The following is a 20,182-nucleotide window of genomic DNA, read 5'->3' on the forward strand; positions in this document are numbered from 1 at the left end:
AATTTATCCAATTGAACTTTGGAATGCTTTGGATTCTTCTTCTTTTGATAATTTTTTACCTGTATTAATTAATTTACATGCACATACTTTAAATTCGGGCATTTTGGAAACAGCATCTAAAGTTGATATTGTTAATTGATTCACCGAATGTTTTCCTCCCCAGTGATACGGTATAAATACGGTATCTTCTCTGATGGTTTCTACTACATTGGCAGGAACTATCATTTCTCCTCTTCGAGTTACTACTCGAATTAAATCACTATCTTGTATACCGTATTTTTGTGCCAGATTAGGATGTATTTCTAATAAAGGTTCAGGATATTGGTCCACCAATTTTCCGATCCTTCTGGTTTGCGTACCGCTTAGATATTGAGAAACAACCCGTCCTGTAGTTAAAATAATCGGATATTCTTCATCGGTCATTTCTGAAGATAAGCGATAAGGGGCCGGATTGAAATGTGCTTTTCCATCAGGTGTTTTAAATTTATAATCTTCCCAAAGCCTAGGAGTACCCGGATGTCCAATTTCGGGACAAGGCCAAAAAACTCCCATTTCTTTTTCAATTCGATCATAAGTTATTCCATAATAATCAGCTCTACTATTTCTGGAAGCTATTCTCAATTCATTGAAAATTTCTTCGCTGTTTTTATACGGAAAATAAGATTCTACACCTAACCTTCTGGCTAATTCCAAAATAATACTGGTATCGGTTCTGGCATCTCCCGGAGGGGTTACACATTGACGCACACGAACTACCCTTCCTTCTGCTGTGGTAACCGTACCTTCTTCTTCTTCCTGCAGGGATCCTGCCAAAACTAAATCGGCATAACGTGCGGTTTCACTTAAAAAGAAGTCTATGGCTACATAGAATTCTAATTTTTCTAAGGCAGAACGTACGTAATTATTATTAGGTAAAGAAACTAAAGGATTAAAGCAAATGGATATAAGTCCTTTAATTTCTCCTCTATGGATTGCCTCAATAATTTCCCAAGCACTGTATCCTTTGTGCGGTAAATCTTTTTCATCGATTCCCCATATTTCGGAAACTACTTTTCTGTCTTCAGGATTTTCAATATCTCTGTTTCCGGGAAGTTGATCACATTTGTGTCCGTGCTCTCTACCTCCTTGTCCGTTTCCTTGACCTGTTATGGTACCATAACCACAATAAGGTTTTCCAAGTCTTCCGGTTGCCAACACTAAATTAATGCATCCAACTACATTATCTACCCCTTTGGAATGTTGCTCGATTCCTCTGGCATGTAATAAGAAGCTGGTTTTGGCTTTACCCCATATTTCGGCTGCTTTTCGTATTTTATCTGCTGAAACACCGGTTACCTCTTCAGCCCATTCTACCGTATGATCTTGAATTGACTGTAAGGTTTCTTCTAAACCTGAGGTGTGTTTTTCTATAAATTCATGGTCTACCCAATCATTGTCAAATAAGATTTTAAGTATAGCTCCATATAAAGCAGAGTCTGTACCCGGACGTAAATCTAAATGTAAGTCTGCAGTTCTGGCAAACGGGGTGACTCTTGGATCGACTACCACTAACTTTGCACCGTTATCTCTGGCTTCCCAAAGTCGATAAGTTAAAGTAGGAAACGTTTCACTCACATTTGCTCCGGCTACCATGATAACTTCCGCATGTTTTAAATCTGCCCAACTGTTGGAAGATCGGTCCATTCCGAATGCTTTTTTATTACCTGCACCGGCACTAACCATACAAAGTCTTCCGTTGTAGTCCAAATTAGCTGTTTTTAAAGCTACACGAGCAAATTTACCGATCATGTAACTCTTTTCATTGGTTAGTGAAACTCCTGAAAGCATAGCAAAGGCATTGTTTCCATATTGCCCTTGAATTCTATGAATTTCTGAAATTATCTTGTCAAATGAATCATCCCAAGAAATAGGCTTAAAACCTTCGTTTTCAACCCTTTGCATCGGATGAAGTAATCGATCCGGATGATTATCTTGCAGATAACGCTGAACACCTTTTGGACAAAGTCTTCCTTCATTAAAAGGAAACTCTTTCCAAGGTTCGAATCCGATTACTTTATTATCTTTTACTTTTAGCTGAATACCACATTGCATTCCGCAAAAACAACAATGTGTTTTTACAAGTTTATCCGGATCTGAAATTCCTTTGAAACCTTCTTTAGGTGTATAATTTTTATGAGGTCCAAATTGCTCTATAATTTTATCTCCATCTACAGGTAATTTAGCCATATAATTAATTTTATTTTATCATTATAATTACTATAGTTTCTATTTTATTATCCGAAGAAACTACCGGATTCTTTTCTAGCTTTGAGGTGAGCGATTGCAAGGGCTGATCGTTTTCCTTCCGGGCTATAGTCTAAATGACTGCTACCGTCTTCTAAGGTAAAGTCAAATCCCAATTCTTTGGTAACAGTTTTAAGGTCATTAACGTGCATTTTGGTAGCAAATTCCTCTTTGGTGTGAGGACACACCGCCATACCTTGTCTTATACCTTCTGTTTTATATATATTGGCACCTAGTTGCGCCGGACGTTGGAATATGTGGAAAAATTTTCCAAACGGCATCCATACTAAAAATAATATCACAGTAACCGCGTGAGAAACTGACATGAATTGATTGGTTTTTCCGTCCAAATAGGTATAGTCGAAAACAATTCCTATTCCTGTTAATGATATGGCTATCAACAAAAGTAGCGGTAACCAATCTCCGTCAAATGTTTGCGTTGCTATTAAGCCTCCGTTGGTAAGCCTTCTTTTCATCATCATAATTGAACCGATGATAACTAATATAGAACACCAAACCAAGGCATGAAATACTAAAAAAGCAAAGAAAGATCCTAATTGAAAATCCATTACTTTAAAACCAAACATATGAGCTTCATAGGTGGACATTGAACCTGATTCTAAGGTAAAATGTATCCAACCGAAAGTTAGCGGAAAAGTTATACAAAATGCGATCAAACAACCGGTGGCTAACATAAAATGTCCTATCCATCGGGTTCGACCTCTCGGGTATATAAATTTTTGAAAAAGTATATTTTGACAAAATAATTTAAGTCCTCTTATTGCATAAGCGATAAAATGCTTACTGAAAAAAAACTGCCAAGAACGTCTCCAATACATTTTAGTTGGCGGACGTTGCAACCAAATGGAATACCGATAGGTTACTCCAAATACACAAAAGACAGCTCCAAATAAATAGGCTATTAATGCGGCGTCAAAATTTTGAAGATTGCGCGAACCTATAAAAACTAAGGCAATAATTAAGAGTGTAGCAATAGTTGCTTTTAATAATGCCGGTTTATTAAGTGTACTAAATGATTTAAACATAATTTTTATGATTTATTTAGCTTGGTCTTTCAGCTCCTTTTCTTTGATAATAATACCAATTTATAGCAGTTGCTAAAAGTGAAAATATAAGTATTCCCCAGAAAAAAGAATTTACACTTTTCAATCCTGAAGCTTTAGATGATTGTAATTCAGCTCCAATAATCATTGAAAAGATAAACGGTCCGTAGGCTGCGATAGCTGCTGTCCACCCTATTACTCCTGCAGAATATACCGGATTATCTTTGAAAATGATAGGAAATTGTCTGAAAGTTCCCGCATTTCCCATTCCTGAGAAAAAGAATATGGTTAACATCATAGCTAAAAATAAAGGAAATTGATCTATGGAAGTCGGTGCTACCAATCCCATAGTAATCATAACTGCAATACAACCGGCAAATCCTAGACCTGTAATTGTTGTTAATACGGCTCCTCCTACTCTATCTGCAACGAATCCAAAAGCTACTCTACTGGCAGAACCGATTAATGGACCATAAAATGCATATTTTAACGGATCCGGAGCTCCCGGAAAGTCTCCATATAATGATTTTATCATTAAAGGAAATGCTGCTGCAAGTCCGGAGAAAGTTCCGAATGTCATAAAATAGGTAATTGTACAAAACCAAGTATGTTTGATTTTGAAAATCCCTAATTGTTCTTTAAAAGATGATTTTAAAGGGATGCTTCGTAAGCCAAACCAACAAACTAAAGTCATTATTATTAGTATCGGTGCATATATTAAAGCCGGGCTTTGTAGATAAATTGGTTTGGTCGTTACTTCATGAGTAATAGGATCGGTAGTTTTTAAAATTTCCGGAGCTCCTACAATGGCTACTCCCAATAAAGCCGGAGTTAAAAATTGTACGATACTTACTCCAAAATTACCAATACCTGCTTGTACTCCTAAAGCTGTTCCTTTTAAACGAGCCGGGAAAAACATATTGGTTGAAGGCATAAAAGATGAAAAGTCTCCACCTCCGAATCCCATGGTAAAAGCCAATACAGCAAATACCCAAAATGGAGTTTCAGGATTCATTACTGCTAAAGCTATACCGATTACCGGTATTAATTTTATTAAGGTAGAAAATGTAACCGTATGTCTTGTCCCGTAAATTGGGATTAAGAAAGTATGGACAATACGCAAAGTTCCGGCTGCTAATCCGGGAAGTGAAGCTAACCAGAATAGCTCTTTTTCGGTAAAGTTAAAACCTATACCCGGAAGTTTAGTTACAATACCACTCATTAAATACCATACGATAAATGATAGTGTTAGGGATATTGTAGTTATTGTCAATGTTCTCCAAGCTATTTTCTTACCTGTAGATTCCCAAAAATTATTGTCTTCAGGCTTCCATTCTTTTAGCCATGTACCCATATTTGAATTTATTTTAAGTTATAATTTGATTCTTTTATTTTTTTTCTATATCATTATAAATTTCAGGCATTTTCTCACGAGTCATTTTTAATATTACTCTGTGCATACAAATTAGACAGGTTAATGAAATAATAAATATTAATATCCAAGAACTGGTCCACAATCCTGTATAATTAAGAAAATATCCAAAAATAATTGGTCCGATGAATCCTCCCAATCCACCGATAAGGCCTACCATGCCTCCTACCACTCCAACTTCATTAGGAAAATATTCAGGTATATGTTTGTAAACAGCTGCTTTTCCTATTCCCCAAGAAATTCCTATACATATTACCAATACTAAATAAACCCACATATTTGCATCAAAACTGATTTCAGTAATTCCTTTGGCTAATAAATCTTTTTTGTTAACCTGCTGGTTTTCTTTTACAACAATTTCTTGCCAAGATTCTTTAGTTGGAAATATATCTTTTTTCTTGTCTGCTCTATCTTCTTTTTCTTTAATTACATATTCTTTAGTATCAACAGTTACGCTATTTGCCGTAATTTTAGTTACTATTCCTTTTTTGGCTGCAGAAACTCCTTGTCCATCCGTATAAATATCCATTTTAGGGAACATTAATAAGAAACTTAATGCGACAGAAGAGCCTAATACCCAATACATAACTTTCCTTGCTCCAAATTTATCTGAAAGATATCCCCCAAAGGCTCTAATTACTCCTGAAGGAAGACTAAAGTAAGAAGCAAACATTCCTGCTACTACTAGAGACGTTCCATAAACGTTCATGAAGTTGGGAACCAACCATTGAGAATAAGCTACGAAAAAACCGAATACTAATAAATAATATAAACCGAAACGCCATACTCTCCCTTTTTTTAATGGAGATAACATCTGATTCAAATTTCTGGCATTTCCAGCCGGTTTTTTATTTTTTGCAAATAGTAAAAATAAAATTCCTATAACCAACAACACTGTTGCATAAGTTATCGGAAGCATTTTCCATCCGTTATCGGGATCATTTTTTGAAAAATAGTTTAAAAGAGTCGGTGCAAAAAAAGTGGTTAAAGCTGCTCCTGCATTCCCCATTCCAAAAATTCCCAAAGCTCTTCCCTGCCATTCTTTAGGATACCAAACAGAGGTATACCCTACTCCTATAGCAAAGCTTGTTCCTACAAATCCAAATAAAAAGCTTAATAAAGCAAATACCCAAAATGATTTGGCCATAGGCAGTAAAAATAAAGGAATGGAACAAAACAGAAGTAAACCTGCAAATACATATTTACCGCCGAATTTATCCGTTAAAATTCCGATAGGTAGTCGTAAAAGTGACCCTGTTAAAACAGGAATTCCCAACAGCCATCCCGTTTCTACCACAGAAAAATCAAATATGCCTTTATCTACTAAGTAAGTTACTAAAACACCATTGAGTGTCCAACAGGCAAAGCAAACCGTAAAGGCTAATGTATTTAAAAAAAGTATTTTGTGAGATTGAAGTAATTTAGTGCTCATTTAATAAAGTAGTTTAATAATAGTTAATAGTTGTATAATAGTTAATTGTTAGACTTCTAAGGTTGAATCCAAAACATAATTTTTAAAATCGTCTTTAATTTTATAAAATTTATGATGTAAAGGACAAGGGTTTTCTGAAGAACAATCTTTTAAACCTAAAAGGCATCGATTTATAGATTTTTCTCCGTCTACCGCTATAACTATATCAGAAATCTTGATTTCCCCCAGTTCTCTGCTTAAAGTGAACCCGCCGTTTTTACCTTTCATTGAAAACAATAAACCTGCTTTAACCAATTGCTGCAAAATTTTAGCAGTAAATGGCCCGGGAGTGCCTAATGCTTCACTTACCTCTTTGACTTGACGCAAATTATCTACTGTACTGTTAGCACTTAGATATATCATAATTTTAATTGCGTATTCACTTGTTTTTGAAAACATTATTTTCTAATGCAGAAATTAAACATAGTTTTATTTCTACAAATATACAAATTTAAAAATTATAATAAGACTTTTATATCCTATTATCTTCAATATTTAAAAAGATTATAAATAACTGATTCATTTTCAATTTCTTAACTTAATACACCATTTAATATTATTATGTTTTTTTAAGATACATGTATGAATATTTTATATTTATTTTACAATTTATATATTAATATTTACCTTAATTTAATTTATTATTCTGTAAATCAAGTATTTTTATCCCATATAAATATTGATAATTTTCTATATAATAAAAGATATTTTTGTCCTTTATTATTTTTTTTATACCTTTGGCACAATTTAAATATCTAGAAATTGTTTTCGAAGAGCTGTGAATATGCTATTAGAGCGACGATATTTGTTGGTGCGCAATCTTTTAAAGGAAATAAACCGGGTTTGAAAGATATTTCTGCAGAAATTAATTCTCCGGAGGCGTTTACCGCTAAAATCTTACAAACTTTAGTTAGGCATCATATAATTACTTCCCATAAAGGACCTTCGGGTGGGTTTAGTATTCCTATTAATTCTTTATCGGAAATTAAAGTATACGACATTGTATCAGCTACTGATGGAGATTCAATTTTTACGGGATGTGCATTGGGATTACCCAAATGCTCGGAGAATCACCCTTGCCCTGCTCACCATAAATTTAAGGCTATTCGGAATCAATTACAGGATACTCTCCAATCAATCAGTATTGAAGATATGATTAGGGATGTAATTTCCGGTTTAACTTTTTTAAAAATAACAAATTAATTATAATATGGAACATAATTGGAACGCAACTATTGGAGAAATTGTAGCAGAAAATTATCAAACAGCTTCCGTTTTCTCAAAATACGGTATCGATTTTTGTTGTAAAGGAGATAGAACCATCGAACAAGCTTGTGATAAAAAATCAATTGATATCAAAGAATTAACCGATCAACTCAATGAAGCAATAGCTGTTCGCGAGGAAAACATTGATTTTAAATCTTGGCCGCTGGATTTATTGGCAGATTATATTGAAAAAATCCATCATCAATATATTCGTGAAAAAAGTCCTTCATTGTTAAAGTTTTTAAATAAAGTACAAAAAGTTCATGGTTTTAGGCATCCCGAATTAGTAGAAGTTTATCATTTATTTGAAGCCTCTGTAAACGATTTAGAAGCACATATACAAAAGGAGGAAAGAATTTTATTTCCTTTTATCCGTCAATTAAATGAAGCTAAAAATAAAAATTTACCCTTTGTAACTCCTCATTTTGGTACTGTACAAAATCCTATTGAGATGATGAAGCACGATCATGACATTGAAGGTGAACGATTTAAAAGAATTTGCGAATTAACTCAAAATTATACTCCTCCCATGGAGGCTTGCAATACGTATCGTGTATCTTTTGCTATGCTGGATGAATTTGAGCAAAATTTACACAAACATATTCATTTGGAAAATAATATTTTATTTCCAAAAGCTATACAATTGGAATCTTCTTTGAACTGATAATACAAACGATGATTAAAAAGTGGATATTTGTAAGCTTTTTAAATGTATTTGTTGCCGGAGTTCTGGGATTTTTACTCAGGATATTTCAATACTATGAGGTAAGTTTTCCGTATGGTAATTTTTTACATACTCATTCTCATATTGCTATGCTGGGAGGATTGTATCAAATATATTATGTATTAATCTATCTGTATTTTATCCCTCAAAACAAAAAAAATTTATCCTCCTATTCTGCCTTATTTTGGATTACTCAAATAACTATTTTGGGAATGTTATTGAGCTTTCCGATTCAAGGTTATGGCTTGTTTTCTATATTGTTTTCCGGTATATATATTTTATGTTCTTATTATTTCTGCTTTATAACTTTTAAGAATCTTACTCAAGAGAATGATTTGAATTCTATTTTTCTTAGATCTGCATTAACTTGTATGCTCATATCTTCTTTTGGAATTTGGGGACTGGGGATTACAATGGGAACATTAGGTAAGAACTCTGTATTGTATTCTATTTGCATACAATTTTATCTACATTTCCAAATCAACGGTTGGTTTTTATTGGGCTCTTTGGCTTTATTATTACGATTGATTACAATAAAATCTTTAAGGATTCCGCCTAAAATTGCCAGGTATTTTTATATTTTGATTTTAGGAGGTATACTTTTAACATTTGGCTTACCTCTTAGCTGGTATTTTCATTCGATTTATATTTATTTTGTATACTCTTTAGGGATTCTTTGTAACATTGCCGCTTTAGTATTGTATTTAAAGTATATTCATCCTTTTTTTGTAAAAATTAGTAAAAAAAATGATTATATCCTATATCTTTTATACGGTTGTTTTGTAATTTCCTTTGTTGCAAAAAACGTTCTCCAACTGTTTCTTTTAGTACCGGAAATGGCTCAATTATCTCATGAAATTAAAAATTTACGTATAGGATTTATACATTTGGAAGTTCTTGGAATGTATACAACTTTAGCTGTTGTTTTACTCTTGATACAATGTCAATGGATTAACTGCAGAAATAATCTTATACAGATCGGTACTTTCTTTTTCTTACTTTTCTTCTTTATTTCGGAAAGTTTATTATTTATACAAGGATTTTACATTTATTTAGATAAAGGTTCAATTCCTTATTATTCTTGTGTTTTGTCTTGGATCAGCTTGTTATTTCCTTTAAGTTTTGGATTATATTTGATGTATTTATATCAAGCTAATCTTTCTTTAAAAAGCAATAGCCAAATCCAGTAAAGTATCGAATAATAAAAATTAAAAAAGGGTTAAAAAAGGCAGAACTAGCTTAATATAGTAGCAACCAGTTTTCTGTTTCCTCCTCTATTTCTAAATTCACATAAATATAGGCCTTGCCAAGTTCCTAAATTAAGTTTACCATTGGTTATAGGTATCGATACACTCGCTCCTGAAAGTATGGATTTAGCATGGGAAGGCATATCATCTTCCCCTTCATAAATATGGGTATAGTAAGGTTCTCCTTCTTTAACTAGATGATTAAAAATATTTTCTAAATCGAATCTGACATCGGGATCGGCATTTTCATTGATGGCTAAGCCTGCAGATGTATGTTTTATAAAAAGATGGAGTATTCCGATCGGAGGAAGGGGTGGTAATTTATTGATTATTTCATCCGTAATCAAATGAAAACCTCTGGCTCGTTCTTTCAGCACAATTTCTATTTGAGATACCATCGGATTTAATGTTTAAAAATTAACCGGTGCAATGTTCAATATATTTTTCATATTTGTCGAATATGATCTTAAACCATTCAGTATAATTAGAGGGATGCAAAACAATATCTTTTTTTAAATCTGTTAAGTTTATCCACTTTATGGACTCTACTTCTAAGGGATTGATAACTATCTCTCCGTCGTATTGGCCTATGAAAACATAATCATATTCATGTTCAATAAGCCCGTCCCCTACCTCTGCTTTATAAATAAAATCGAACTTTTTGTGCAATTCACAATCAAATCCTAATTCTTCTTTAAGTCTTCGATGCGCTCCATCTAAATAACTTTCACCAATTCTAGGATGGCTGCAACAAGTATTGGTCCATTTTAAAGAGGAATGATATTTTATTTTTGCTCTTTGTTGAATTAAAAGTTCCTTTTTTTTATTGAAAATAAATATTGAAAATGCTCGATGCAATTCACCCTTTATATGGGCTTCTTGCTTTTCCATTTCACCTACTATCTCATCTTTCTCATTCACTAAAACTACGTATTCTGTCATCTTTTCAAAAATTCTTCTATCTGTAACGAAATCCTTGCGGATTTATAAAGTTTTCTATATTATATCCTAAACCTACCATTAATCCATCACCTCCTTTTTTGAAAACGTCTGTAATTCCAAAATTATATCCAAAAGTAAAATTTAACCCACCTAATTCTGCTTGTAAAAATGGTGTTACGGAAAGACCGCCGCTAACTTGAGAATCTTTGGCTGTTCTATAACTAACTCCTAAAGCAAAAGCATTGAAATCATCTTTATATTTAGCTTTCAAATTTAAATCCATCATTCTTTCGGAATTTGTATTTAAGCTCATCATAAATGAGGGTTCTAAAAAAAAGGATTCCACTAATTCCCAATTATAGCCTAAATTCAAATAATACCAAGAAGGTGAAGGTTCTATGGAGTTTACCACCGGTTTGTTTTTCCCTAAAGGTATGTCTTGTACAGAGACTCCTGCAAAGAAACCTTCGTAGGCTACGGACATCCCTAAATTCAGGTAAGGCAAAAATACAGATTTATCACCATATAATAGAGGATCATTCGCATCTTCGGGTCTCAATTTGGAATATTCAAATGATTGTGAAAAAAAACTGAACGAAGTACCGAATGAAAACTGACTTTCCGATCTGTTCTCTTCATCCGTTAAAGGAATATGATAGGCTCCAGAAATATTAGCTCCTGTTAGTGTAATCGGACCGTTTTCGTCCCTAAAAAAGTAAGCCCCCAATCCTACCCTGTCAAAAGCATTGAAATGGGTACTGATGGTTTGGGTATTCGGACTTTCATTAAAATTGCTAAATTGTTGATGATACGTAGCTTTTAATACAATATCATCGGTAGATCCTGTATACGACGGATTAATCAACACTTTATCCGACAAGAGATATTGTTGATCAAAAGGAATACTTTGTTGTCCATATAATTTTACTTTAGTTAGAAAAAATGATAGCATTAAAAATAAAAAAAGTCGAAATGATCTCATTAGCAATTATTAAATTAGAATCTAAATAAACGTTTATATATTGTACAAACTTACTAAAAAAAGAAATATTTTAAGTATTAGTAATGTTTTAATTTTTTTTTCATCAATTTTTATTATTTATTCATTTAATATTATATTTTCTAATGCTTTATTCACTTTTTTTGGTAATTCCAATACTAAAAGATGGGATCCTTTTTCTATTATTTCAAGATGGGGTTGTTGGGTAGTAGCATAACTGGTATGTATCTTCTTGAATGGAAAAATAAGATCTTTTGTTCCATGAATTTGATATATTTTTTCACATTCTTTTTCGGGTAACCAATTTACAATTTGATCAATGGACCATTTAAAATACTCTGAATTTAAATTTACCATAAATTCGTCTAACTTAATTTGATTTCTTTTTTGTTTTTTGGATGGTATTGTATTAAAATAGACGGATCTCATAAATGCATATGAAAGCATTTTCTTTCCTGTAAAAAATTTCATGGGAAACCATTTTGCGAATTTAATTTTCTTTAAGATTTTAAATAATTCAGGAATTTGGATTTTATCTTTCATACTTGCTATCAGTATGGTTTTTTCCGGTTTCATAAACTTATTCATTTCTTGAACAATGACACCGCCAAAAGAATAACCGACTAATATAAAAGGTTCGGATTGATCTATTTTTTCTGACATCTTTCGGACATAAGTAGATAAACTATCATTTTTTTCAGGAAGATGCCATTCTATATATATTTTTTCAAATCCTTCAGGTAGCTTAATGAACTTGAAACATTGACATTTTGCTCCTAATCCCGGAATGAAATATACCTTCATAGTTTTATTTATTTTGTAGTTAAGTAATTACTGTTATAATACAAATGTATTTTTTATTGTACAATGCATTAGCTTAAATATTGATACATGTTATAATTAACCTATATATTTGCAAATATTTTCATACGAAATGATTCCAAAGATAAAGTTACACAGAAATTTAATAATAGGTTTACATAAAGCCTTAGAAGAAAGTTTTTTCGAGCCAAATAAATACGCGGACAAGGTGCTGGAAAGAACCCTGAAATTCAATAAAAAATGGGGCAGCAAAGACCGTGGCTTTGTTTCTGAATCATTTTATGAGATTATACGTTGGAAAAACCAATTGGAATTTTTTGCAAATAAGAAGCTATCTCCCGAATCTATTGATAGTATAATCGCCACGTATTTACTCCGTAATAAAATTGAGCTTCAACCTTTTCCTGAATTCGAAAAAGTATATATAAAAAAGATTAAGGATCGTTTTAAACTTCCCTTTCCCACTCTAGCCATAAAATATTCTATTCCTGAATGGATGCAAAAAGTGTTGGAATCAGAATTGGGCGATTCATGGAGCCAAGAAATAAAAGCTTTAAACGTTCCGGCACAAACTATCTTAAGAGCTAATACTCTTAAAATCACAGCAGAAGAACTTAAAGACGTTTTGAGTGAAGAAAATATAACTGTTGATTTTATCAGGGGATACAAAAATGCTCTTATAATGGAAGAGAAGAAAAATATTTTCAAAACACAAGCTTTTAAAGACGGTTTATTTGAAATTCAAGATGCGTCTTCACAAAGAGTGGGAGAATTTGTTGACGTAAAACCCGGGATGAGAGTTATCGATTCATGTGCAGGAGCCGGTGGTAAAACATTACAACTTGCAGCTTTAATGGAAAACAAAGGCCAAATTATTGCCATGGATATTCATGAATGGAAATTGCAAACGTTAAAACAAAGAGCTCGCAGAAATGGTGCTCACAATATACAAACTAAAGTTATTGAAGATTCTAAAACATTAAAAAGACTTGAAAATAGCGCAGATAGAGTACTCATTGACGCTCCGTGTTCCGGTTTGGGAGTGTTAAGACGTAATCCGGATGCAAAATGGAAATTAAATGAAGAGTTTATAAGCCGTGTTAGAGAGGAACAAAGACAAATCTTGCAAAACCATTCCAAACTTGTTAGAAAAGACGGAATCTTAGTTTATGCAACTTGTTCCATTTTACCATCTGAGAATTCTTTACAAGTAAAAAACTTTTTGAAAGAAAATTCTAATTATCAGTTGATTGAAGAGAAAAAATTGATGCCATCCGTTTGTGGTTTTGATGGGTTTTATATGGCTAAAATCGTCCGAACTAGCTAGTCTGTTTGCATTTACTTTTTAAGATATTGACGGTTTGAATGACCTGATTCTTTAAATTTTCATAATCCGAATCATTATTTATATGAAAGGTGGATAATTTTACAATTTTACTCTGAGGCCATTGATGTTGAATACGTTCTTTAACTTCAGTTTCGGATAAATGATCTCTGGATAGTATTCTTTGCATCCGTAGAGAATCGGGAGAAGTAACAGCTATCGTAAAATCGCAATCCTTGTAAGAACCACTTTCAAATAAAATGGCTGCTTCTTTGATTCCAAATAGGGCATTCTGTTTACTTTTCCATAACTGAAAGTCTTGTTGCAAAGCAGTATGAACTAAAAGATTCTGCTTTTTAAGAAGTTCTTTATCGGTAAAGATTTTTTTTGCTATATATTTTCGGTTCAATGTGTCTCCTTCATAAGCCTCTTGCCCTAAAAGTGAAATTATATTCCTTTTGAGCTCATCATTTTCAACCATTAGTTCCTTTGCTCTTGTATCGGAATTAAACACCGGAAAACCAAAATCTTCAAATAAATTGGCTACCGTCGATTTTCCTACCCCCATTCCTCCTGTTAATCCAACTATTTTCATTAAAAATTTATATAATATAGTATACCATAGCGTAATGGGATGCGCTTCCTCCTAAAACAAATAAATGCCATATAAAATGAGCATAAGGCATCTTATCCCTTGCATAAAATATAGTTCCCAGAGTGTATAAGACTCCTCCCAGAACTAAAAAAAGCAAAGCCTGAGAAGTCATAGAATTTGCGATATTCTTAATGTCGAATACCAAAAGCCAACCCATAACCAAATAAAGAAGTAAAGATAACTTATCAACCTTGCCGGTCAAAAAAATTTTCATGATAATACCTAAAGCTGCTATGGTCCAAACGATAGTAAAAAGCGTCCATCCCGAACTTTTTTCCAATGTAATCAGGCAAATCGGCGTATATGTTCCTGCAATCAGTAAAAATATACTCATGTGATCTAAAACGCGAGCTTTTTTTTTCCAATTTTCATTCACAAAAAAATGATAGATGGTTGAAGAGGTATATAAGATGATGAGCGAAAGACCAAACGTCCAAATGCTTAAAGTACTGTATATACTACTATTATTATTTTTTACTAATAGAAATATTAGTCCGACAATACCCAATACAATTCCCATTCCATGCGAAATAGTATTTAAAATTTCTTGTTTATCTCTGGCTATTTGAGTCATTACCTTTAACTTTTAACAAAGTTACTAAATATATTTATCTGAAATTTAATTTTGTAATTTTTAACACTTCTTATTCATGAAAGCTTTATTCATACATACCGGCTATTACATTTATTATAAGTAATTTTGCAGTCACTAAAAACTTTATTGTCATATGTCATCAAAAGAAAAAAAAGTTTTGATTATATATTCTACTACCGATGGTCATACCATTAAAATTTCCAAGTTTATTGCTGCTAATTTAAAGGCGACGGTAACTATAGTATCAATTAATGATCCAATTCCCTCTCTTTCTAACTTTGATGGTGTAATTATCGGGGCTAGTATTCGGTATGGATTCCATAGAAATAAAGTAAAAAATTATATCAATACTCATTCTCAAGAACTAAGTTCGATGCCGAATGCTTTTTTCTCAATAAGTTTAATAGCAAGAAATAAAGAAAGAAGATTGGTTGAAAATAATCCATACGCTAAAAAATTTTTAAATAAAATTAAATGGAAACCAAACCTTATAGGTTTATTTGGTGGCTTATTAAATTATCCTGCCTATTCAACTTTCGACAGGCTCATGATTCAGCTAATTATGACAATGACTAAAGGTCCTACTGACTCTTCAACCGTAATTGAATACACAGATTGGAAACAGGTTAAAAATTTTGCCAACGAGTTTAATTCTCAAATTGATGCTATTTGAACACTATAATTTATAAAATATAACTTATTTTTGTAAGTGAAAAAACCTTGAAAATATATTTTTAAGTAATGGCAAAAGTAAAAATCGGATTGGTACAATCCAGCTGTTCCAATAATATTGAGAATAACATAGAGAAAGCAATTGAAGGAATTAAAAAAGCAGCTTCACAAGGTGCTCAAATAGTTTGTCTTCAAGAGTTATTTACATCCCTGTATTTTTGTGATGTTGAAAATTACGATAATTTTAAAATAGCTGAAACTATTCCCGGCCCCACTACGGACCGATTGGGAAAAGTAGCAGCTGAATTAAATGTAGTTATTGTTGCTTCTCTTTTTGAGAAAAGAGCCAAAGGATTATACCATAATACTACTGCAATTATTGATGCCGATGGTCAATATTTGGGAAAATACCGCAAAATGCATATTCCTGATGATCCTGCTTATTATGAAAAATTTTATTTTACTCCGGGTGACTTAGGATACAAGGTTTTTCAAACCAAATATGCTAAAATTGGAGTATTAATTTGTTGGGATCAATGGTATCCCGAAGCTTCTCGTATTACGGCTTTATTGGGTGCTGAAATTCTATTTTATCCTACAGCTATTGGTTGGGCTTCTACTCAAGATGAAGACACCAACATCGAACAATATAATGCATGGCAAACCATTCAAAGAAGTCATGCAATTGCCAACGGAGTGCATACAGTAAGTGTTAATCGTGTGGGATATGAACAAGACGGCGCGATGAAATTTTGGGGTGGATCTTTTGTTTCTAATCCATTCGGCACTATTTTACAACAAGCTTCTCATGAAAACGAAGAGGTTATGGTTGTGGAAATTGAAACCGAACAATCTGACAGTTACCGAGTGCATTGGCCTTTTTTAAGAGATCGTCGTATTGACTCTTATTCTCCTATTACCAAACGTTTTATTGATGAAGATTAATTTATAGAGTAAATCATCTAAATTTTGGAAATAACAAAAATACCTTTAGGGGACAATCTGGTAAATTTTATTCTCTTAGGATCTTTACTATTATTGATTATTTCGAGATTTTTATTAATTCCTAAAGATGAACCCATTTTCCGTTTTAGGTCCATACCTACCGAAAATGAGAATTTTACTTTGTATGTTGCTATATGTAGTTTTGTTTATACAGTTATTTTAGCTTTAACTCTTCTTCCTTTTTTTACGGTAGTAATTCCTTTTTACAATACGGAAGCTTTAAAATTAATCTCATTATTTGTAATTTTAACCATATATCAAGTATCTTCTTATACGTTAGGAAACGGCTTTCTTTTGATATTAGGAAAAAACAAAGAATATCAGATTAATTATAATAATCGATTTATCTTTTTGTTTATCAAATTGTTTATTACAATACTACTTTGTTTTACAATATATTATACAGATATTTCGGTTCAATATGCTCCTTATCTTGTGGTAGGAACGCTATCATTTTTACTGGTTACAGAATGGATTTGGCTGATGTTCTTCATTAAAAATCAAATAAAACTTCCTGGTTATTATGAATTTTTGTACCTTTGCGCTTTCGAAATCTTACCGGCACTATATGTTTTAAAATTAGTGTTTTTAGGAGATAAATTTTAATTTATTATGAAAATAAAATCCGTTTTAATCTCTCTATCAAAGCCCGCTGGCGATAGTTCACCATATTTTGACATTGAAAAAAAGCATAAAATAAAAATTGATTTTTGTCCTTTTATCCATGTGCAGGGCGCTGATGCAAAAGATGTTAGATTACAAAAAATCGATTTTTCTAATTTTACCGCAATCATATTTACCAGCCGCAACGCGATCGATCATTTTTTTAGACTGGCCGATGAAATGCGATTTACGGTACCCGATTCCATGAAATATGTTTGTCAATCTGAGGCTATTGCTTTATATCTTCAAAGATATATTGTATACCGAAAAAGAAAAATCTATTTTGGAGAGAAAGAGGCGGAAGATATGATTCCTCTTTTGAAGAAGAATCCTAATGAAAAATATCTTTTACCAACTTCTGATGTGCTTAATCAGGATATCCCTGATGCATTAGACAAATCAGGAGTAGATTATACCCGAGCTATACTTTTCCGTACAGTAAGTAGCGATGTGGCTTCACAAATTAAAGATATTAAAGAATACGATGCTTTAGTATTTTTTAGTCCTTCCGGTATCAAATCCTTATTTGATAATTATAAAGATTTTAAACAAGATTCCATAAGTATCGGTATATTTGGTCATTCCACCAAACAAGCTGCTGAAGAAACAGGATTAACTGTTAACTTCTTTGCACCAACCAAAGAAAGTCCATCAATGGCAAAAGCTTTGGATGATTTTTTACAATAAATTTATAAAATATATAAAGCTCAAATTTAAAATTAAATTTGAGCTTTTTTTTACTTTATTTTAGTTCTTACTTGCATATTAACTTTGCGTTACTTATTCCCTATTTAAATACTTGTAAGGCAGACTTACCTCTTTAGCTTCCGATATCAATTAAACTTATTCATTGATAATACACATTTTTTAACTTTCTACTTTTTATAACTGAATTTAATCAACATTATACTATTTATCAGGTATTATGACATAACCATTTGCTTAAAAAGCATTTATTAATTTAAGTTAAATTAATTAAAATGATTCAACATTTCCTTGAGTTATAATATCTTTGCAATGATTTTACTATGTCAGGACTTTATATTCATATTCCTTTTTGTGTAAAAAAATGTAATTATTGTAATTTTCATTTTTCAACTCAATTCAACTATAAATCACAATTGATACAAGCTATAGGTAAAGAATTGATTTTAAGAAAAAATGAATTGATTAGCCCCATTGAGACCATATATTTTGGTGGTGGAACTCCTTCAATCCTTAATTATAAAGAACTTGAATACTTATTTACTATAATTAAGGAACATTACGATATGTCTGAAACAAAGGAAATTACTTTTGAGGCAAATCCGGATGATTTATCTGTAGAATATCTTCAATTCCTCAAAAATCAAACTCCTGTAAATCGACTAAGTGTTGGGATTCAATCTTTTATTGATGAGGATATCAAATTTATGAATCGAAACCACAATGCAGATGAAGCAATTCAATCTATTCGATCCGCTCAAGATATTGGTTTTAACAACATTACGATTGATTTGATTTATGGGGCACAAACTACTACCCATGAAAGATGGATGTATACTCTTGAAAAAGCTATCTCTTTAGGAATTCCTCATATTTCATCCTATGCGCTTACAGTTGAACCAAAAACCGCTTTTGAAGCTCAAATCAGAAAAAATAAACTTCCACCAATTGATGAGGAAAAACAAGCGATTCAATTTGAAACGCTTAGAAATAAATTAATTGAGCATAAGTATATCCAATATGAATTTTCAAATTTTGGTAAAGAAACATTTTTTTCTCAACATAATACTTCCTATTGGAAAAATAAACCTTATTTGGGAATAGGCCCTTCCGCCCACTCCTATAATGGAAAAGATAAAAGAAGCTGGAATGTTTCCCATAATATAAAATACCTCAAAGCAATCGAAAAGAATATACTCAATTATGAGGAAGAAGTTATTAGTGAAAAAGATCGTTTTAATGAAAAAATCATGTTGGGACTACGTACTCTTTGGGGGATCAATATTGATGAATTGGAGAAAGAATTTTCATCTTCTTTGATGAAACACTTTTATAAAGAACTAAAGAAACTTGAAGCAACTAAAAAAGTAAGAATATCCAATCAAATAGTAACTATTCATCCGGAATCTTTATTTTTTACGGATGGAATTATTGCCCAATTTTTTTTCATTGATTAATAACTTATAAACACTTATTTTTGCACCAATGAAAGAAGAAGATCGACCTATTGGTATTTTTGACTCCGGAATGGGAGGACTTACTATTGCGAAGGAAATAAAACGTTTGTTACCTCATGAAAGTCTAATTTATTACGGAGATTCAAAGCATTTGCCTTATGGAGATAAATCTAAAGAAGTTATAACCGAATATTCGATAAAAATAACTAAATTTTTACTCGAAAATAATTGCAAAGCTATTGTTATTGCCTGTAATACTGCTACTGCCAACGCTTTAAAAGAAGTGATTGCATTGGCAAATGAAAAAAATGTGCCGGTATATGATGTTATTTCACCCGTAGCTGAAAAAGTAGCCTTCACTTTTAATCAAAATGTAGGTGTGTTAGCTACCAAATCTACCATATCTTCTCATATATATAAAAAAAGCATTCAAAAACTAAATCCACATATTAATGTTCATGAACTAGCTGCTCCCCTGCTGGTTCCGGTAATTGAAGAAGGTTTTAATAATCATGAAATATCATCTATAGTTCTTAAAACGTATTTAACTAATAAAAAGCTACAAAATATAGATTCTTTAATTTTAGGGTGTACTCATTATCCTATCATTATTAATGAAGTTAAAAATTTCTATTTAAATAAAATACAGGTTATTGATTCTCCGCTGATCGTTGCCAATTACATTAAACAAGACCTTGAAAATAAAAAATTGACTTCACAATCTAAAAATCCTTTCTATGAATTTTATGTTTCCGATTTAACGCCTACTTTTTCTAAATTGGCAAAGAAATTTTTTGGAAGCTGCATTCATCTTAAAATTGTTGATATTTTTAATATTATTAGAAATTAATTTAT

The 20,182-nt window shown here is 32.0% G+C and carries 21 protein-coding genes; 10 read left to right on the forward strand and 11 right to left on the reverse strand.

Annotated features, from left to right (window positions below; genetic code table 11):
• Positions 1-3 precede the first annotated feature (3 nt).
• Genes G8C41_RS05490 through G8C41_RS05510 form a run of 5 tightly spaced genes read right to left on the reverse strand, consistent with a single transcriptional unit; the run spans position 4 to position 6,649 of the window.
• The gene (locus G8C41_RS05490) at positions 4-2,226 is read right to left on the reverse strand and encodes a molybdopterin oxidoreductase family protein (protein ID WP_160542292.1); all 2,223 of its coding nucleotides are present in this window, start codon (positions 2,224-2,226) and stop codon (positions 4-6) included.
• Positions 2,227-2,273: 47 nt separating this feature from the next.
• On the reverse strand, positions 2,274-3,329 hold the full coding sequence (locus G8C41_RS05495) for a respiratory nitrate reductase subunit gamma (protein ID WP_160542293.1): 1,056 nt from the start codon (positions 3,327-3,329) through the stop codon (positions 2,274-2,276).
• A 16-nt stretch (positions 3,330-3,345) separates the two neighbouring features.
• Entirely contained in the window at positions 3,346-4,701 is a 1,356-nt protein-coding gene (locus G8C41_RS05500) for an MFS transporter (RefSeq protein WP_166006565.1), read from the reverse strand.
• A gap of 34 nt (positions 4,702-4,735) precedes the next feature.
• The gene (locus G8C41_RS05505) at positions 4,736-6,211 is read right to left on the reverse strand and encodes an MFS transporter (RefSeq protein ID WP_166006567.1); all 1,476 of its coding nucleotides are present in this window, start codon (positions 6,209-6,211) and stop codon (positions 4,736-4,738) included.
• A gap of 48 nt (positions 6,212-6,259) precedes the next feature.
• Complete coding sequence (locus tag G8C41_RS05510) at positions 6,260-6,649, reverse strand: RrF2 family transcriptional regulator (RefSeq protein ID WP_255466913.1); 390 nt, start codon at positions 6,647-6,649, stop codon at positions 6,260-6,262.
• A gap of 363 nt (positions 6,650-7,012) precedes the next feature.
• Here G8C41_RS05510 and G8C41_RS05515 point away from each other — a divergent pair, with 363 nt between their 5' ends.
• The 3 genes from G8C41_RS05515 to G8C41_RS05525 are packed head-to-tail and all read left to right on the forward strand — an operon-like array spanning position 7,013 to position 9,430.
• Positions 7,013-7,453: an RrF2 family transcriptional regulator gene (locus G8C41_RS05515; RefSeq protein WP_166006571.1), complete on the forward strand. Its 441-nt coding sequence runs from the start codon at positions 7,013-7,015 to the stop codon at positions 7,451-7,453.
• Between the two features lie 7 nt (positions 7,454-7,460).
• Positions 7,461-8,180 (forward strand): iron-sulfur cluster repair di-iron protein, encoded by a 720-nt coding sequence (gene ric / locus G8C41_RS05520; RefSeq protein WP_166006573.1) that lies wholly within the window; start codon positions 7,461-7,463, stop codon positions 8,178-8,180.
• Positions 8,181-8,191: 11 nt separating this feature from the next.
• Positions 8,192-9,430, forward strand: coding sequence for a hypothetical protein (locus tag G8C41_RS05525; RefSeq protein ID WP_166006575.1), 1,239 nt, complete (start codon positions 8,192-8,194; stop codon positions 9,428-9,430).
• A gap of 44 nt (positions 9,431-9,474) precedes the next feature.
• On the opposite strand, the gene G8C41_RS05530 is transcribed toward G8C41_RS05525, so the two are convergent.
• From G8C41_RS05530 to G8C41_RS05545, 4 genes are all read right to left on the reverse strand, one after another.
• Entirely contained in the window at positions 9,475-9,885 is a 411-nt protein-coding gene (locus tag G8C41_RS05530) for a secondary thiamine-phosphate synthase enzyme YjbQ (protein ID WP_166006577.1), read from the reverse strand.
• Positions 9,886-9,904: 19 nt separating this feature from the next.
• Positions 9,905-10,429 carry an isopentenyl-diphosphate Delta-isomerase gene (gene idi, locus G8C41_RS05535; RefSeq protein ID WP_166006579.1) on the reverse strand — a complete coding sequence of 175 codons (525 nt, stop codon included), beginning with the start codon at positions 10,427-10,429 and terminating at the stop codon, positions 9,905-9,907.
• A gap of 16 nt (positions 10,430-10,445) precedes the next feature.
• Positions 10,446-11,411, reverse strand: coding sequence for a PorP/SprF family type IX secretion system membrane protein (locus tag G8C41_RS05540; protein ID WP_166006581.1), 966 nt, complete (start codon positions 11,409-11,411; stop codon positions 10,446-10,448).
• A gap of 117 nt (positions 11,412-11,528) precedes the next feature.
• Positions 11,529-12,233: an alpha/beta hydrolase gene (locus G8C41_RS05545; protein ID WP_166006583.1), complete on the reverse strand. Its 705-nt coding sequence runs from the start codon at positions 12,231-12,233 to the stop codon at positions 11,529-11,531.
• 130 nt (positions 12,234-12,363) lie between these two features.
• Here G8C41_RS05545 and G8C41_RS05550 point away from each other — a divergent pair, with 130 nt between their 5' ends.
• Positions 12,364-13,578 (forward strand): RsmB/NOP family class I SAM-dependent RNA methyltransferase, encoded by a 1,215-nt coding sequence (locus G8C41_RS05550; protein WP_166006585.1) that lies wholly within the window; start codon positions 12,364-12,366, stop codon positions 13,576-13,578.
• On the opposite strand, the gene coaE is transcribed toward G8C41_RS05550, so the two are convergent.
• Both coaE and trhA read right to left on the reverse strand, forming a co-directional pair.
• Positions 13,571-14,170 (reverse strand): dephospho-CoA kinase, encoded by a 600-nt coding sequence (coaE, locus tag G8C41_RS05555; RefSeq protein WP_160567488.1) that lies wholly within the window; start codon positions 14,168-14,170, stop codon positions 13,571-13,573. The genes G8C41_RS05550 and coaE overlap by 8 nt on opposite strands.
• Before the next feature lie 7 nt (positions 14,171-14,177).
• On the reverse strand, positions 14,178-14,804 hold the full coding sequence (trhA, locus tag G8C41_RS05560) for a PAQR family membrane homeostasis protein TrhA (protein ID WP_166003351.1): 627 nt from the start codon (positions 14,802-14,804) through the stop codon (positions 14,178-14,180).
• A 154-nt stretch (positions 14,805-14,958) separates the two neighbouring features.
• Here trhA and hemG point away from each other — a divergent pair, with 154 nt between their 5' ends.
• From hemG to murI, 6 genes are all read left to right on the forward strand, one after another.
• Positions 14,959-15,498 (forward strand): menaquinone-dependent protoporphyrinogen IX dehydrogenase, encoded by a 540-nt coding sequence (gene hemG / locus G8C41_RS05565; protein ID WP_166006587.1) that lies wholly within the window; start codon positions 14,959-14,961, stop codon positions 15,496-15,498.
• Between the two features lie 68 nt (positions 15,499-15,566).
• On the forward strand, positions 15,567-16,442 hold the full coding sequence (locus G8C41_RS05570) for a carbon-nitrogen hydrolase (RefSeq protein ID WP_160542307.1): 876 nt from the start codon (positions 15,567-15,569) through the stop codon (positions 16,440-16,442).
• Positions 16,443-16,466: 24 nt separating this feature from the next.
• A complete protein-coding gene (locus tag G8C41_RS05575; protein ID WP_158254223.1) occupies positions 16,467-17,108 on the forward strand; it encodes a DUF4271 domain-containing protein in 642 nt (213 codons plus the stop codon).
• 6 nt (positions 17,109-17,114) lie between these two features.
• The gene (locus G8C41_RS05580; protein ID WP_166006589.1) at positions 17,115-17,852 is read left to right on the forward strand and encodes a uroporphyrinogen-III synthase; all 738 of its coding nucleotides are present in this window, start codon (positions 17,115-17,117) and stop codon (positions 17,850-17,852) included.
• A gap of 341 nt (positions 17,853-18,193) precedes the next feature.
• Entirely contained in the window at positions 18,194-19,327 is a 1,134-nt protein-coding gene (hemW, locus tag G8C41_RS05585) for a radical SAM family heme chaperone HemW (protein ID WP_166006591.1), read from the forward strand.
• Between the two features lie 28 nt (positions 19,328-19,355).
• A complete protein-coding gene (murI, locus tag G8C41_RS05590; protein ID WP_166006593.1) occupies positions 19,356-20,177 on the forward strand; it encodes a glutamate racemase in 822 nt (273 codons plus the stop codon).
• Positions 20,178-20,182: the final 5 nt, after the last annotated feature.

This window comes from Apibacter sp. B3706, assembly GCF_011082725.1.
In the GTDB taxonomy this organism is placed as follows: domain Bacteria; phylum Bacteroidota; class Bacteroidia; order Flavobacteriales; family Weeksellaceae; genus Apibacter.